The following is a 14,182-nucleotide window of genomic DNA, read 5'->3' as shown; positions in this document are numbered from 1 at the left end:
AGGCTCTTGGATCGATGTTATAAGTGGTTATTGATTTTTTATACTAAGAAATAATGGTGGTAAAATAAGTCTATTAAATTTGTAGGATAAATAGGATAATTCTAAATTTGAGCTTCGAACTCAGAAGACCCCTGGCATTATGTACTACGAAATGGAAGACGAACTGGGCAACGTGTCCACCTTACAACTCAAACAAAGGATTGCGGAAGAGCCGATTGAGCCACCCAAAATAGGAGAACTGGCACCGCTGTTTTATCTCCGGAACGAGGAAGGGTTTCCGGTGACGTCGCTGACGGGCACTTCGCCGGACAGCGACCTGAGATCAGTCCTCGATCTGGTCCGTTTCAAGCCGCTTGTTCTCAGTTTTTATTGCAATTGCTGGGGAAGTTACGCGCCCAGGCACCTGGAAGCCTTGAAGGCGCTCGCTCCGCAGACCGAAGCTTTGGGCGGGCAGCTGTTGGTATTGACGAACGAATCTCAAAAGGAAATCGGCCGCATTGCCAGAAAACTGGACACCGGGGCGTTGATTTACCACGATAAAAATTACAATGTAGCACGTTCCTACGGTGTGTTTTCTGAAACTTCCCCGATCTGGGATCGCATTGCAGGGATTTCGGAAGAGGTTTTTACGCCTTCGCTGTTTGTGCTCGGTCGCGACCGCCGGATTGGATACGCATTCGTAGACGAAAATTTTGACAATACGCCAGAGATTAAAACTGTTTTGAAAGCAGTTTACGACGGCAGGCAATAGAAATTACATATTTGGCGCTCATACCGTGTCAGCCAGGCAACCATGCATTATCTTTGGTTTTGCCGCTGACACGGTATTTGTTTAACACCATTTTTGAATATGTTATTGAAAAACAGGTTGCAATCGAAACTTCCCAACATCGGGACTACCATTTTTACCAGAATGTCGGCGCTGGCCGAAGAGCACAAGGCGCTGAACCTGGCGCAGGGTTTCCCGGAATTCGATTGCTCGCCTGACTTGCAGCGGTTGGTGGATAAATATGTGCGGTCCGGCAAAAACCAGTACGCGCCTATGCCGGGTGCATTACCCCTGCGGGAAGCGATTGCCAGGAAGACTTTTGAGGCCTCTGGCCGGGAATACCATCCTGTAACAGAAATTACCATTACCAGCGGGGCTACCGAGGCATTATTTGTGGCAATCAGTACGGTAGTGCATCCGGGCGACGAGGTGATCGTATTCGAGCCCGCCTACGACAGTTACGTCCCGGCGATCGAGCTCAGCGGCGGCATTCCGGTTTTCGTAACGCTCGACCCACAGTACGATTCAATCGATTGGGAGGCCGTAAAAGCATCTGTTACGGACAAAACACGTGCGATTGTGATCAACACCCCGCACAACCCTACCGGCAAAGTATGGGCGGCTTCGGATTTGCAGGCACTGGCTTCCCTCGCGGAGGAGCACGACCTGGTGGTGATCAGTGACGAGGTTTATGAATACATTGTTTTCGATGGACGCACGCATATTTCGGTGGCTTCTATCCCTTCGCTTGCCGGGCGGAGCTTTGTCTGTGGATCGTTTGGGAAAACATTTCATACGACGGGCTGGAAGCTCGGTTATTGCCTGGCACCTCCTCACCTTACCGCCGAGTTTAGGAAAATCCATCAATTCCTGGTATTCAGCGTCGTGACGCCATTTCAATTTGCGGTGGCCGAATACCTCAGTGAACCCGAGCATTACCTGTCACTTTCCGCATTTTACGAGCGCAAACGGGACCTGTTCAACAACGCGATCAAGGATATTGGTTTTGCCCTTAAACCATCCGAAGGCAGCTTTTTTCAGAATGTCTCCTACGCCAACCTTTCCGAAGAAAGCGACCTCGCACTCGCCGAGCGACTGACCAGGGAAATTGGTGTCGCTTCGATACCGGTATCTGCATTCTATGGAAGGGAAACGGACTTCAAGACGCTTAGATTTTGCTTTGCCAAACATGATGGAACCTTGCTGAAAGCCGCAGGATTGTTGAACGCCGCACGTTGGTAAAAAGATTGTTGAAGACTGGATTGACGTTTATAAATTCGAAAAAAGTCGTAACTTAATATGACAAATTTCGGATACATGAAAACGATACAATATCAAAAGTACGATGAAGTAGCTCCGTTGCGGATAGCCCAGGAGCCCGAAGTGTTGTATGTTGCCCGGAAAACGGTCGATATGTTTCCTGTTGAGCGTTTTCAGGTGCTTTCTACGAAGCTGCTTTTTACCCAACAGGAATGGTCAGAGATATTGCATGTCAGCGACAGAACTTTGCACCGGTACCTGAAAGAAGATAAACCTTTCGAGGGGCTGTATGCCGAGCATCTATATCAGCTTGAAAATATGGCGGATCTTGGCCTGGAAATATTCGGCGATGCGAAGACTTTTGAGAAATGGCTTCGCACACCGCGGGAAGTTCTGGGAGAAACACAGGATTTTTCCACACTTCGCTCATTTTGGGGCGTAAAGCTGATATGCAATGAACTCGGGCGCATGGAACATGGCGTGTACATATGATCGCGTACCGCCTGGCTGCGAAGGCCTACATCGATGATTTGTCGGGTTCAGGGGCCAAGTTATTTGGCGGACGGTGGAATCCGGCGGGTTGCCCGTGCATTTATGCCAGCCAAAATCTTTCGCTCGCATTACTGGAAAAATACGTCCATGCGGAATTCCGGGAATCCATGGAACGCCTTGCATTGCTCCGCATCGACATTCCTGATGATGATAACCTGGTATTTCACGTTGATGACCAGCAGTTGAAGAAGAACTGGATAAATGATATTTCCTATTCTCAGTGGATTGGTGAACAGATACTGAGTGACCCGGAAATCATTGCTTTTACTGCACCGTCGGCGATAGTACCCTCGGAAAGAAATGTGATACTGAATCCTTCCGCCCATAAAATCGGCGATATCCGGTTTTTGCCACCTGCTGATTTTTCGACCGACTTGCGGTTGCTTACCAGGCTTTTAGCCAGAAAACCTATTTCTTAAACAGTAATGCCTTGATCGGCTGGATCCGGGTGATGATGAGTGTGGGAATGAGCAGGATGGCGGCTGTGATAACGACTGCGACCACATTGACCATCGCGAAAATACCCCAGTCGAATACGATCGGAACAGTGTCCATATAATAATTGACGGGGTCGAGCGGGATCAGCTTGAACTGGTATTGCAGCCAGCATAGCAGCAGGGCGGCTACGTTGCCGATAATGATGCCCTTACGGAGCATGTCGAGGCCGACCTGGAAAAAGATCATCCGGATTTGCCGGTTAGGGCTTCCGAGCGTTTTGAGCAAGCCGATCAGCGGTGTTCTTTCCATAATGATCACCAGCAGTATCGAAATCATATTAAAGCAGGCCACAAAAAGGATAAGTACCAGAAAAACGGCGGTGTTGCGGTCGAGCAGGACGAGCCAGTCGAAGATTTGCGGAAATAGGCTGGTGACCTTTTGTAGGAATAGCCCCGGTGGAAGCTCGCGACGAAGCTTGTGGGTTACCATGTCGAGATTATGGAAGTCTTTGAGATAAATTTCATAAGTGCCGACGGAGTCTGCACCCCAGCCATTCAGTCGCTGTACGAGGCCGATGTCCCCAATAATCAGGTTATTGTCAAATTCCTCCATTTCGGTTTCATATATACCGACAACGACCAGCTTACGAGGCCTGGGTGGATTTTGAAGCGAATACATGATCACATCATCGCCGGTTTTCAGGCGCATTTGACTCGCTATTTTCCGGCTAATCAGAATTTGGGAAGAGTACCCATATTTAATCGAGGAAGAATCGGTGCGGCTGATCAGCTGGCCTTCCCTGAGGTTGGGTTTGAAAGTTTGCCAATCGTAATCATTTCCTACTCCTTTGAGTATCACCCCCTTAATTTCATCCGGTGTTTTCAGGATACCCGATTTGTGCGCGACAGCCTGCCAGCGTTTGATTTCCGGAATGGTCGGTAATACTTCAGACACTGCATTTTTCGCCGGGAGCGGTGCTTCTTCGTAAGTATTGCCCTGTGAAAAGGCATTTACGTTAATATGTGCACTGAAAAGGAATATCTTCTGCTGGATAGTTTGCTTGAAACCCAGCAGCACCGCAAATGCGATGATCCCTACTGCAATACCAATAGCGATACTGGCCACGCCGATCCGCGAAACCGTAGCAGAAAATGATCCCGCTTCGTTATGGCGTATGCGTTTGGCGATGAATGAGGGGAATTGCAAGAGGAATCTGTTCTTTAAATTAGTTGTTGACAAAAATAGGAAAAAACCTTAGCGGTTCGAGAAAGGCATTTTTTTATTAAGTTTCCTGTCTTGATTTAGCACAACGAAATACCGAATCGAAAAACATACCATCGTCCATGCCATTAATCAAAGTTGCTTCCGGAGTTGTAAACCAGACACCCATGGCCTGGGAGGCCAATACCCGAAATATCGTCGATGCGATCAGGGAAGCGCGGAAACAGGATGTAAGCCTGCTGTGCCTGCCCGAACTGTGTATTTCGGGTTACGGCTGTGACGACTACTTTTTCGCTCCCGATATGGTGGAACAAGCCCAGCATTGCCTGCTCGAAATAGTTGCGGAAACGGCCGGCATGATCGTGGCGGTGGGCCTGCCGTTGCGGCACAACGGAAGTTTGTACAATGCAGCCTGCCTGATTTCCAACAAGCAGATCGCCGGTTTTTACTGCAAACAAAACCTGGCCAACAACGGCATTCACTACGAAGCGCGGTGGTTCAGACCGTGGCAGCCGGGCGTGGTGGAAAGTATCGAGGTTAACCAGATGTTTTACCCGATCGGCGACTTGATTTTTGACGTTGCCTCCGGCCCGATCCTGGGTGGATCGCACGGCGTGAAGATCGCATTCGAGATTTGCGAAGATGGCTGGGTAGCTAACCGTCCCGCCCGCAGGCATTACGAGCGGGGAGTGGATATTATCCTGAACCCCAGCGCAAGCCATTTTGCATTCAATAAGTTTATGGTGCGTGAAAAGCTGGTTGTTGATGCATCCAGATCGTTTTCATGTAGTTATATTTATACCAATCTCCTTGGGAATGAGGCGGGGAGGGCTATTTACGACGGCGATGCAATGATCGCCTCGAATGGGGACTTGCTTGCGTCCAGCCCGCGGTTCAGCTATGAGGATTTCGTGATCACGACTGCGGTGATCGATACGGAATATACCCGGTTAAGTCAGGTGCAAAGCAAAATTGCCCTTCCTGCCAAGGAACGCACGTGGCGTATACCGGCCCGTTTCGACTTCCCCGATATTGAACCGGTGTTACCACAAATCCCGGAAATCGAGCCATTTGAAAGAGGGGGGGCGTTAAAGGAAGAAGAATTCGCGAGAGCAGAATGTCTTGCATTGTTTGACTACCTGAGAAAGAGCCGTTCCAACGGTTTCACCATATCACTTTCGGGTGGGGCCGATTCCTGCGCTTGTACCGCATTATGCGGGTTGATGATCCGTCTGGCTGACGAAAGTATCGGTATGGACCGCTTCAAGCAAAAGTTGTCTTACATTAAGGACATTCAGTCAGCCAAAACGGAGGAAGATCTTGCCAAAGTGTTGATCCACAATATTTACCAGGGAACCGAAAACAGCTCTTCCGATACGTTGGAATCGGCACGATCACTGGCAGAATCGATCGGATCTACTTTTTACAATGTGAATATCAACGGGCTTGTTGAAACATATAAAGGCCTTATCGAGGGCCAGATCGGCCGTAAGCTGACATGGGAACACGATGATATCGCGTTACAGAACATTCAGGCGCGGGTCCGTGCTCCGGGAGTATGGTTGCTGACCAACCTGTCGAACCACCTGCTGCTCGCTACATCCAACCGCTCGGAAGCGGCCGTCGGGTATGCGACTATGGATGGCGACACTTCCGGCAGTATTAGCCCGCTGGCGGGAATCGACAAGCATTACCTGCGCCAATGGCTCCGTTGGCTCGAAACAGTGGGATGTGAAGTGAAAGGCAAGCATATCCGGATTGAGGGTTTGAAGAAAGTCAATAGCCTGCAACCTACCGCGGAATTGCGACCACTCGCACAGACGCAGACGGACGAGGCGGATTTGATGCCGTATGCATTTTTGAATGACCTGGAAGGGCTTGCGATCCGGGACAAAAAGTCGCCTTTGGAATCGTATAGAAATCTTTACGTTCGCTACAAAGGTATTTACAGCGTCGAGCAGCTGCTTGGCTGGACAGAACGTTTCTTCAAGCTATGGAGCCGCAACCAATGGAAGCGTGAGCGTTACGCGCCATCTTTCCATCTCGACGACCGTAACCTCGACCCACGTTCCTGGTGCCGTTTCCCGATCCTGTCCGGAGGGTTTGAAAAAGAACTGACAGAGCTACGAGCGTATGTACAAGGCACAACTGTGCAGAACGGGCGCAAGCGGATTGGGTTTTGATGGAAGTGAGGTAGAATTTAGCTATATTTATTAAAATTAACATTGACGCTATGGCTACGCTAACGGTCGAAGTAGAGGATAATGAGCTCAATTTTTTGCGTGATCTATTAAAGAGGTTTCCCTTTGTTAAGGTAAGTGAAGAAGTCCGCGAGGATTCGGATGAAGAGGTTCGCGCAAATATCAGAGAAGGGATCAGACAGATGACCCTCGTAGAAGAAGGCAATTTACAAACTCGTCCAGCAAGGGAGTTCTTGAAGGAATTATGAGTTTCGAAGTCGAGACCCTCCCGAATTTTGAAAATGAGGCGAAGAGGCTCAGGAAGAAATTTGCATCACTGGGTGACGAACTTCTCGATCTAATTGAACAACTTGAACATAATCCATTTATCGGGACGGCACTTCCCAAAGGCTTTTATAAAATTCGACTCTCCATTAAATCGAAAGGCAAAGGCAAAAGGGGAGGTGCAAGAGTGATTACTCATGTCAAAGTGGCTCGGAACAAAGTGTTTCTGATTTCGATTTATGATAAATCAGAACAATCGGACATTTCTGTCGATGAACTGAACCGGCTTCTTTTGGAAATTCCTGAGAAATAATCTCAAATTTTATTCAAAAACCGGATTCCTGCCTGGAAGCCGATCCAGCCGTAGACTTTGCTGGAACCATCCGGCTTTTGCCCTACCCAAACAGGTGAAAGCCCTTTTTTGCCTTCCGGGTTGATCAAACCGGAGTGCTTCGCGAAGAATGTGTTGACCGACGGGCCTACAAATAATGCGAACCTTGAACCGATTTTTTTCTCTATTCCCAATGCAAATTTGACCAGTCCCTGGCTAATGTCATCCTCGATGTTATTTTCCAGCAGTACGAGGCTTCCTGTGAGGTCCGCATTCGCGCTCCAACCTCTGCCCAGTTTTTGGGCCGTTCCAAAGCCGTAACCGATGGTAAACAGCGGCTTTTCTTTGACCAAACCGCTGAAACCGAGGTTGAAAATGTTATAGAAACGGCTGACCCCGGTTTTAAATGCCGTATTGAAATAATTGAACTCGTCGGTGGAGAATTCGTAGCGGCGGTAGCCGTTACTATGCACCCAGCTGAAAAGCCCGAACGGAACGGTCGCCGTGGAGTCGGCGTAGTTGACGGCCCCGATCTGGTGGCCTTTCTTGACCGTGTGAGCATAGTTATAACCCGTCGAAAACTGATAACCGTGCAGCTCGCCTACCACTACGTTACCCACGCCTGCTACCTGAAAGCCGGTGAAGTTGCGACCGATATAGTTCAGCAAATGTGTTCCCTGAAAACCCGTGAAGTTACCCAGGGTCATGTTCAGCGCATTGGCATATTGAAAGCCGACTACGTCATTACCGACAATATTGCTTACCCCTGCGAATTGAAAACCCGTGACATTACCCCTCACGACATTGATCAAACCACCGAGTTCGAGTTTGGATACGCCCAACGAATACCCTGCGATAAGGTTAATCGAATATTCATTCACAATATTCCCGCTTAGCCCGTGGTTGGTGCCCAAAAATGGCAAAACCGACGCCTGGAAGGGCGCATACAGTGTGTCCTCGATGTTGCGGGTGTGTATGGCTTGCTTTGCCGATGCGAATGCACTGACAAACTTATTCTGAACGCGCCGGTATTTCTTGCGGAGTGCGTTGTAGTCGGCCCAGGTGATGGCTTTGCCGCTTGTGGAGCTGTCGATAAATATGGTATCGCGCGGCAGCTCCGTTTTGGCCACTTCAAATTGCGGAATGGCCACCTTGGTGCGTAGCGAATCCACCTGCACGGGCGTGTGCGTAGCGACCTTCCCGGAAATCGGCTTCAGGGTGTCGGGGTTGAGAGAAATTTGTAAATATGTATCCTTACGCGTGGGAATGGGGATGGATTTGCCGATATAGTCCTCTTTTCTGATCTCCAACCGGAGTGAAGAGCGGGCCGCAGGAAGGCGGATTTTGTAATAACCATATTGGTTACTCACTGCGGATGCCAGTGTCACCGACTCGTAAATACTGGCATTAGCCAGTTTTTTGCCGGTTTTATTGTCGATAATGTAGCCGTTGAGGTCGAAGTTCTCAGGCTTCTCCGGTTTTTCGGTTTCCGGTTTTTTTTGAAGGATAATATAATGGCGACGCTCCTTGAATGTGACCTTGTCTTTAAAGATTGCCACCAGTATTTCCCGGACACTCCGATTCTCGGCCTGGATCGACACACGGCTTTTGACGTCGATCATATCGGGGCTGTACGAGAAACTGAAACCGCCGGCATTCCCGATTTTTCGTAAAGTTTCGTCGAGCGGTTGGTTGGTTACTTTCAAATTAATGCGCTTTTCCAGCAATTCCTGGGCTGAAAGGAGGCCGGGGAACAGGCAAATGCAGGCACAGCAGAAAGTAATTCTGTAAAGTAGTTTCAAAGCAGGATAACATGATGTTTCTATTGGCAACCGTTCCCGTCGAGCCAGTACACCTGTCCTTCTTTCCGAAGATTAAGATCGAGGGTTTCGGCAATGACGGACAATGTGGCGTCTACCGGTTCTTTTTCGAAGCGGATCGTGAGCCGGCATTGCGCGATCTTTTCATTGGACAGCCGGACATCCACATGGTAGCCGTCGCGGATCGAGCTGACGACATCTTGCAGGTCTGCCGCGTTGAATTCGTAAATCTGCGTGCGGTAACTCATCAGGTTCATATTGGCTTGCAGGCTGCGGATCGAATCTTTCAGTACTTCCGCACCTTGCCCTTTCACCAGTTCAACGCGGTGCGAATCTTTGCTCACGCGTACCTTCCCGGTCGCGACATCTACCCGTACAGGAGCTTCATTGTAGGCCTTTACATTAAAAGACGTTCCCAAAACGCGGATCTCCGTGCCGTTTGCCTGGATCACAAACGGGTGCGCGGCATCCGGTTTTACATCAAAAAACGCTTCTCCCTGCAAAGAGACAGTCCGCAGGTCGCCTGTGAAGTTTTCGGGGTAGGTTAGTTTGGAATTATAATTGAGAAAAACCTTGGTGCCGTCGGGGAGGCGTTGCTCGACGGTATTATTGTTTGTTGCGACTTGCAGTGATTCAGGCGCTTTGTCGGAAATCAGGAAGAACCAGCCGAAAGCCATTACCAGAATGGCGATCATCGCGGCCGCCCAGACTATCACCGGTAATCTGCGTTGGCGTACTTCAGGTCGGAATTCGATTGTCCGGGCTTCTTTTGTCCCGGATACAGCTGCCGGTGCCTTGCCGGCTGCCATTTTGCCCTTCATTTTATTCCAGGCAGCATCCGTATCGACTTTGACGCTGCTTTTTTTCATAGCAGCCGTGTGGTCCCAGATCAGCCGGTAAGTTGCCAATTCCCGTGCATGGGCTTCCGATTCGGCCAGCCAGGCCTCCACATTATTTCTTTCAGCCTCCGAGGCGGTATCGGCAAGGTAACGTGCGAGCAGTTCCTCCGATATGTTGGCATGAGATGAGTTCATGTTTACGATCCGATTAACTGTTCAACAATGCTACCACACAACCAAAGCGTAACCGGCAGGTAATCCGCCAGTTCCGCGCGCAGAATTTTCAATGCTTTCCCTATCTGATTTTCCACCGTTTTAATGGATATTCCCAACTGATCTGCTATTTCCTGATATTTCAATTCCTCAAAACGGCTCAGTCTGAATGCTTTCTGACATTGTTCCGGCAAGGTGCTTACGGCTTTTTCAATACGTTCTTCCAGCTCCCCGGCGTGGATCACCTCTGTCACAGAGTCGTACGACCCGCTCGAAACATACATGGTATAATCCCTATGCGCTTCCCGTACATTGGCGTGCTTGAAGCGGTTGAGGCAATGGTTATGCACAGCCCGGTATAAATAGGATTTTAATGAAAGCGTGATTTCAAGCTCCTCCCGCTTCTCCCAGATCGTCAGAAATACCGTCTGTACGACTTCTTCCGACTCTTCTTCATCTTTGAGCATCGTACATGCATAATTGCACAGCCTGGGATAATAGGTCCGGAAGGTCTGCTCAAAGGCCTGTTCATCGCCCCGCCTTATTGCGCTGACTATTTCTGGGTCGGAAGAGTGCACCGTTATCTGTTTTTGATTTTCGGTCAAAAATAGATAATCTCTTTCGATTAGCGGTTCCTGATATAGAAGAGCGGTCATTATAGATGTCCTTTGGAATGTGACAACTTAGCTACCGTACACCCCTATGAAGAAAAAAGATTTTTTTGAATAGGGGGAAAAAGCGGGACACTTGTCCTAGCGTAAACATCATCTTTTAGCCATGAAACAAACTTTTCTAACACTTTCGGTTGCCGCCACCATCGCTTTTGTTTTTCAATCCTGTGTTTACATTAACAAAGATGACGATATCCCGCCGCGCGGCGAGGCCACACGCACTTATGATTTCCGGAATTTCGATGAGCTGGAAGTAAGCGATGCAATCCGCGTCCACGTCGCAGCCGGGACTTCATTTAAAGTGTCCGCCACCGGTGAGCGGAACGACCTCGACGACCTCAATGTATTCGTACAGGACGGCAAGCTGACTGCCCGCTACAACAATTCATGGAGGAAGCGCCAACGAATGGATATCGACATTACCATGCCCGATCTGGCCGAAGTGGATTTTTCGGGCGCTGTTAATGCGGAGATTCATGATTTTGAAAACCTGCCTAGCATAGAAATAGATCTTTCCGGCGCTTCCCAGTGCGATTTTGACGGTAGCGGCACCACATTAAAATTCGATATTAACGGGGCTTCCCGATTAAATGCTTTGGGTAAAATGAAATTTCTCGACGGAGAAGCCTCCGGCGCGTCACAGCTTAATGCGTTCGATCTCGAAACCGAGGAATCAGATCTGGATGTTTCGGGAGCCAGCAATGCGAAGGTTTGGGTGACACGCCTGCTGGATGTTAAGGCTTCGGGAGCGAGCAATGTGCGTTACCGCGGCAACCCGAAAGTGGAAAAGGAAGTAACTGGTGGGAGTAGTGTCCGTGCTGATTAGAATTTTCAGGGGATCATTCCATATTTAGCCCGGGCCTGCGCTTTCGACATGCCGTCGAAATGCCACCATTCCGTGGTATTGACCTTGAATCCCACCTGGGTCATGACTTTACGCAAAAGCTGGCGGTTTGCAACTTGTTTGGCCGTCAGCTTTCCTTTTTGCAGCATTTCCTGTTCCGAACGCGGATAGGCTAGGGGCCCGAAAAAGTCGAATTTGGTGCCCATATCGAGCGGTTTCCCGTCCTCGTTGACCACTGTAAGATCAACAGCGCATCCGAAATTATGGTTTGAACCGATTTTGGGATCGGCGACATATTGGGTTTTGCTTCTCGCGGGGATTTTCAAATGATCCAGTGCATTCCAAAGGTCATACTGGGCCGAATTGGGACGCGCGGCATCGTACACCAACAAGTGGTAGCCTGGCTTCTCCTTTTTTAATAATGCATTCGCTTTGGCAAGTCTTTTGGCCATTTCGGGTTGCAGGTAGGCGCGGGTAAGCTCGCCGTAAACATCACGTCCGATGAAGTTGTCGGTGGTCGAATATTTGAGTTCAACCAGAATTTCGGGGTCAACCTTTTGAATATCGACCAATCCTCTATCGACCATTTTTTGCTCGATGGCGGGAAGGGATTTCGGGGACTGGGCAAAAGTTAGAGAGGCAACGAAACCTGTTACCAGCAGACAAAAAGCAGTTTTAAGCATAAAAAAATATCCTTGCAAAGGCTGCAAAGATATTCTTTTTGCTGAATTCGGGAGGGTCGACTAGTACCGTTTGATATTGATGCTGGTGAGCCCGCCTTCGTAATGTACTATCACTTTCTTGGCTGCGGTGTCGAAGTTCGAGGTGCGGTAAAGCCCGTCGCCGATTTTACTTAACCCGTCCATGTTTTTGGCATTCAAGGCGCCGTCCATGCGCATTTCGCAGCCGATGGATTCGGGGATTTCAAGTGTTACCGAAGCTACGCCTGCCTCAATATCAACATTGGCAGTCGGCATTTTATCACCGAGGCGAATGTCCATATCGGCAACACCGGTACTTACTTTCAGCTTTTCAACTTTGTAGTTACTGAAATCAAAATCACCTTTTCCGGCGCCGATACCCAGATCGATGTTCCAGACCGGCTTTTCATTCAGCTGAATTTTAGCCTGGTTGGATATTTCTCCGTTTTTGATCTTCACATTACCTTCTTCCATTTTCAAAGTAACGGAGGCAGAGTTGTTTAGCTTGTTGACGGACGTGTTGGACCGGAAACCGACCACTGTACTCGTAGTGGCTGCTTCGAACAACTTGGCGGTATTGCCATTCAATGAAAACGAGCCTGCACCACCTTCCAGGTTAAAGTTGGCTTTTTGGATGAAATCTTCCATTTCGTAATTGTAGGTGCTGTTGACAGGCTTGTCGCCTTCTTTCCAATGCTCTCTCTGGTAATCGCTGTCTTTTTCGTCCCCATCGTCGTCATTATCGTCGTCGTGGTGGTAGCCGTATTCATGATCGCCGTCATCGTCGTCGTCGTCCCAGCCGAAATGCCAGTTATTGCCGTGGTCGTCAAACGCCTCGTGCGTTTTATTCACTACACCTCCCAAAACGGCCAGGGTAATGAGCAATGCCACAATGCCACCCGAGCCGCGCTCCCGGCCGGCTGCCATCAAAATGGCACCAGCGATGATCAGCAGCACCGGCCAGTAAGGTAACACCAGATCCCAATCGATATTCAGCAAATTCATGCTTCGAAGCAGCCAGATCACCCCGAGAATGACCAGCAAGCCGCCCCAAACAATGCCACGTGAGTTTTTCATGATCTTATATGTTTGATCGGTTAGTACTGTCGGTATTCAGGAAGTTGCGTAACAGCAGCAACCCGCCGGTCACGATCAGGATAATGGGCCAGAAGAAACGCCCGAAGTCGAATGCGGTGAGCTCCTCCACGAGGAACAGCGAACCGATGACGATGAGGATAACACCCCAGAAAATGTTTTTGAAATTCATGGCTTTATGGTTTATGGTACGATTCAGGAAGGTTAGTTGACTTTGATGACGTCGTCGTCACCATTGTCCGGCTTTTTCAATTCAGGATCTTCGGGGAAATGTGTTTCCGGCGAAGCGCTTGGTGAAAATGGCGTGTAAGGTTGCGGATCGGGGCCCGGGTCTACCGGCTCCACGGGCGGAGGCGTCGTAGGGTATACGGTCGATTTGTTTTCAGTCTCCTTATCGCGCTGGCGCAAGATCAGGAAAGCACCCACGGCAATCAGGACGATCGGCCAGAAGTATTTTTTAAACGACCACCAGATCGGCAGATCGTCTATCAGCATCAACCCACCGAAAAAGATCAGCACGCCACCGAGGATCATCATCGTCTGGTCGGACCTTTTTTTGTCGGATACCGGATCAGATGGTTTGGAAGGCTCGGACCCGAACACATTGTGGGTAGTGTAGACCTCGCCGGCAGGGCCGGTTGGCAGCACTGCCCACAGGATAATATAAAGCAGTCCGGTCATTCCAAATCCGGGAGGCAATATCGGCAGCGCCATGACGACGAAGATCACGCGGACAATTACGACGTCAATTTGCAGATACTGAGCGATTCCCGCACAAACTCCTCCGAAAACTGCCTGGTCAGGTATGCGATGCAATTTCTTTTCCATGATTAGTTTAGTATTTATTTGTAATCAAAGGTAGTAGGTAATGCAAGATACTGTAAACCGGAAAATTATTATCGGCGAAAGGGCGTGTTAAGCGGATATTTTTAGTGAGAATATGTTTTGATTGGGTGAAAAACG

At 49.2% G+C, this 14,182-nt stretch carries 16 protein-coding genes; 8 read left to right on the top strand and 8 right to left on the bottom strand.

Features of this window, described 5'->3' with window-relative positions:
• The first annotated feature begins 139 nt into the window (after nt 1-139).
• From J7619_RS06535 to J7619_RS06520, 4 genes are all read left to right on the top strand, one after another.
• Nucleotides 140-751 (top strand): peroxiredoxin, encoded by a 612-nt coding sequence (locus tag J7619_RS06535; protein WP_291195807.1) that lies wholly within the window; start codon nt 140-142, stop codon nt 749-751.
• Between the two features lie 99 nt (nt 752-850).
• Nucleotides 851-2,011 (top strand): methionine aminotransferase, encoded by a 1,161-nt coding sequence (locus J7619_RS06530; protein ID WP_291195804.1) that lies wholly within the window; start codon nt 851-853, stop codon nt 2,009-2,011.
• A gap of 75 nt (nt 2,012-2,086) precedes the next feature.
• Nucleotides 2,087-2,521, top strand: a complete 435-nt coding sequence (locus J7619_RS06525) for an antitoxin Xre-like helix-turn-helix domain-containing protein (protein WP_291195801.1) — start codon at nt 2,087-2,089, stop codon at nt 2,519-2,521.
• Nucleotides 2,518-3,000: an RES family NAD+ phosphorylase gene (locus J7619_RS06520; RefSeq protein ID WP_291195798.1), complete on the top strand. Its 483-nt coding sequence runs from the start codon at nt 2,518-2,520 to the stop codon at nt 2,998-3,000. Before J7619_RS06525 ends, J7619_RS06520 begins: the two co-directional genes overlap by 4 nt.
• On the opposite strand, the gene J7619_RS06515 is transcribed toward J7619_RS06520, so the two are convergent.
• Nucleotides 2,990-4,225 carry an ABC transporter permease gene (locus J7619_RS06515; protein ID WP_291195795.1) on the bottom strand — a complete coding sequence of 412 codons (1,236 nt, stop codon included), beginning with the start codon at nt 4,223-4,225 and terminating at the stop codon, nt 2,990-2,992. The genes J7619_RS06520 and J7619_RS06515 overlap by 11 nt on opposite strands.
• Nucleotides 4,226-4,362: 137 nt before the next feature.
• On the opposite strand from J7619_RS06515, the gene nadE reads away from it, so the two are divergent.
• Genes nadE through J7619_RS06500 form a run of 3 tightly spaced genes read left to right on the top strand, consistent with a single transcriptional unit; the run spans nt 4,363 to nt 7,018 of the window.
• Complete coding sequence (gene nadE / locus J7619_RS06510) at nt 4,363-6,423, top strand: NAD(+) synthase (protein WP_291195793.1); 2,061 nt, start codon at nt 4,363-4,365, stop codon at nt 6,421-6,423.
• Nucleotides 6,424-6,473: 50 nt separating this feature from the next.
• Nucleotides 6,474-6,689 carry a hypothetical protein gene (locus tag J7619_RS06505; RefSeq protein ID WP_291195791.1) on the top strand — a complete coding sequence of 72 codons (216 nt, stop codon included), beginning with the start codon at nt 6,474-6,476 and terminating at the stop codon, nt 6,687-6,689.
• Nucleotides 6,686-7,018 carry a type II toxin-antitoxin system RelE/ParE family toxin gene (locus tag J7619_RS06500; protein ID WP_291195789.1) on the top strand — a complete coding sequence of 111 codons (333 nt, stop codon included), beginning with the start codon at nt 6,686-6,688 and terminating at the stop codon, nt 7,016-7,018. The genes J7619_RS06505 and J7619_RS06500 overlap by 4 nt, the downstream gene beginning before the upstream one ends.
• A 2-nt stretch (nt 7,019-7,020) precedes the next feature.
• On the opposite strand, the gene J7619_RS06495 is transcribed toward J7619_RS06500, so the two are convergent.
• From J7619_RS06495 to J7619_RS06485, 3 genes are read right to left on the bottom strand one after another with little or no spacing between them, the layout of a single operon-like run.
• Nucleotides 7,021-8,838 carry a hypothetical protein gene (locus J7619_RS06495; RefSeq protein WP_291195787.1) on the bottom strand — a complete coding sequence of 606 codons (1,818 nt, stop codon included), beginning with the start codon at nt 8,836-8,838 and terminating at the stop codon, nt 7,021-7,023.
• A gap of 20 nt (nt 8,839-8,858) precedes the next feature.
• Complete coding sequence (locus tag J7619_RS06490; protein ID WP_291195785.1) at nt 8,859-9,890, bottom strand: FecR domain-containing protein; 1,032 nt, start codon at nt 9,888-9,890, stop codon at nt 8,859-8,861.
• A 2-nt stretch (nt 9,891-9,892) separates the two neighbouring features.
• The gene (locus tag J7619_RS06485; RefSeq protein ID WP_291196513.1) at nt 9,893-10,513 is read right to left on the bottom strand and encodes an RNA polymerase sigma-70 factor; all 621 of its coding nucleotides are present in this window, start codon (nt 10,511-10,513) and stop codon (nt 9,893-9,895) included.
• A gap of 172 nt (nt 10,514-10,685) precedes the next feature.
• On the opposite strand from J7619_RS06485, the gene J7619_RS06480 reads away from it, so the two are divergent.
• The gene (locus J7619_RS06480) at nt 10,686-11,405 is read left to right on the top strand and encodes a head GIN domain-containing protein (protein WP_291195783.1); all 720 of its coding nucleotides are present in this window, start codon (nt 10,686-10,688) and stop codon (nt 11,403-11,405) included.
• Nucleotides 11,406-11,410: 5 nt separating this feature from the next.
• Here J7619_RS06480 and J7619_RS06475 read toward each other — a convergent pair whose 3' ends face one another.
• From J7619_RS06475 to J7619_RS06460, 4 genes are read right to left on the bottom strand one after another with little or no spacing between them, the layout of a single operon-like run.
• Nucleotides 11,411-12,106 (bottom strand): M15 family metallopeptidase, encoded by a 696-nt coding sequence (locus J7619_RS06475; RefSeq protein WP_291195781.1) that lies wholly within the window; start codon nt 12,104-12,106, stop codon nt 11,411-11,413.
• Nucleotides 12,107-12,166: 60 nt separating this feature from the next.
• The gene (locus tag J7619_RS06470) at nt 12,167-13,201 is read right to left on the bottom strand and encodes a LiaF transmembrane domain-containing protein (protein ID WP_291195779.1); all 1,035 of its coding nucleotides are present in this window, start codon (nt 13,199-13,201) and stop codon (nt 12,167-12,169) included.
• 4 nt (nt 13,202-13,205) lie between these two features.
• A complete protein-coding gene (locus J7619_RS06465; protein ID WP_291195777.1) occupies nt 13,206-13,391 on the bottom strand; it encodes a LiaI-LiaF-like domain-containing protein in 186 nt (61 codons plus the stop codon).
• A gap of 32 nt (nt 13,392-13,423) precedes the next feature.
• Entirely contained in the window at nt 13,424-14,047 is a 624-nt protein-coding gene (locus tag J7619_RS06460) for a PspC domain-containing protein (protein WP_291195775.1), read from the bottom strand.
• Nucleotides 14,048-14,182 lie beyond the last annotated feature (135 nt).

It is taken from the genome of Dyadobacter sp. (genome assembly GCF_017744695.1).
Classification (GTDB): Bacteria; Bacteroidota; Bacteroidia; order Cytophagales; family Spirosomataceae; genus Dyadobacter.
The sequence above is the reverse complement of the archived record's forward strand: the minus strand, read 5'-3'. Positions and strand labels throughout refer to the sequence as shown.

Bases quoted from the DNA above. Each gene is read 5' to 3' on its own strand.
- J7619_RS06475 (WP_291195781.1), bottom strand. From the start codon at position 12,106: ATGCTTAAAACTGCTTTTTGTCTGCTGGTAACAGGTTTCGTTGCCTCT.
- J7619_RS06500 (WP_291195789.1), top strand. From the start codon at position 6,686: ATGAGTTTCGAAGTCGAGACCCTCCCGAATTTTGAAAATGAGGCGAAG.
- J7619_RS06520 (WP_291195798.1), top strand. From the start codon at position 2,518: ATGATCGCGTACCGCCTGGCTGCGAAGGCCTACATCGATGATTTGTCG.
- J7619_RS06480 (WP_291195783.1), top strand. From the start codon at position 10,686: ATGAAACAAACTTTTCTAACACTTTCGGTTGCCGCCACCATCGCTTTT.
- J7619_RS06530 (WP_291195804.1), top strand. From the start codon at position 851: ATGTTATTGAAAAACAGGTTGCAATCGAAACTTCCCAACATCGGGACT.
- J7619_RS06470 (WP_291195779.1), bottom strand. From the start codon at position 13,201: ATGAAAAACTCACGTGGCATTGTTTGGGGCGGCTTGCTGGTCATTCTC.
- J7619_RS06505 (WP_291195791.1), top strand. From the start codon at position 6,474: ATGGCTACGCTAACGGTCGAAGTAGAGGATAATGAGCTCAATTTTTTG.
- J7619_RS06535 (WP_291195807.1), top strand. From the start codon at position 140: ATGTACTACGAAATGGAAGACGAACTGGGCAACGTGTCCACCTTACAA.
- nadE (WP_291195793.1), top strand. From the start codon at position 4,363: ATGCCATTAATCAAAGTTGCTTCCGGAGTTGTAAACCAGACACCCATG.
- J7619_RS06465 (WP_291195777.1), bottom strand. From the start codon at position 13,391: ATGAATTTCAAAAACATTTTCTGGGGTGTTATCCTCATCGTCATCGGT.
- J7619_RS06490 (WP_291195785.1), bottom strand. From the start codon at position 9,890: ATGAACTCATCTCATGCCAACATATCGGAGGAACTGCTCGCACGTTAC.
- J7619_RS06460 (WP_291195775.1), bottom strand. From the start codon at position 14,047: ATGGAAAAGAAATTGCATCGCATACCTGACCAGGCAGTTTTCGGAGGA.
- J7619_RS06525 (WP_291195801.1), top strand. From the start codon at position 2,087: ATGAAAACGATACAATATCAAAAGTACGATGAAGTAGCTCCGTTGCGG.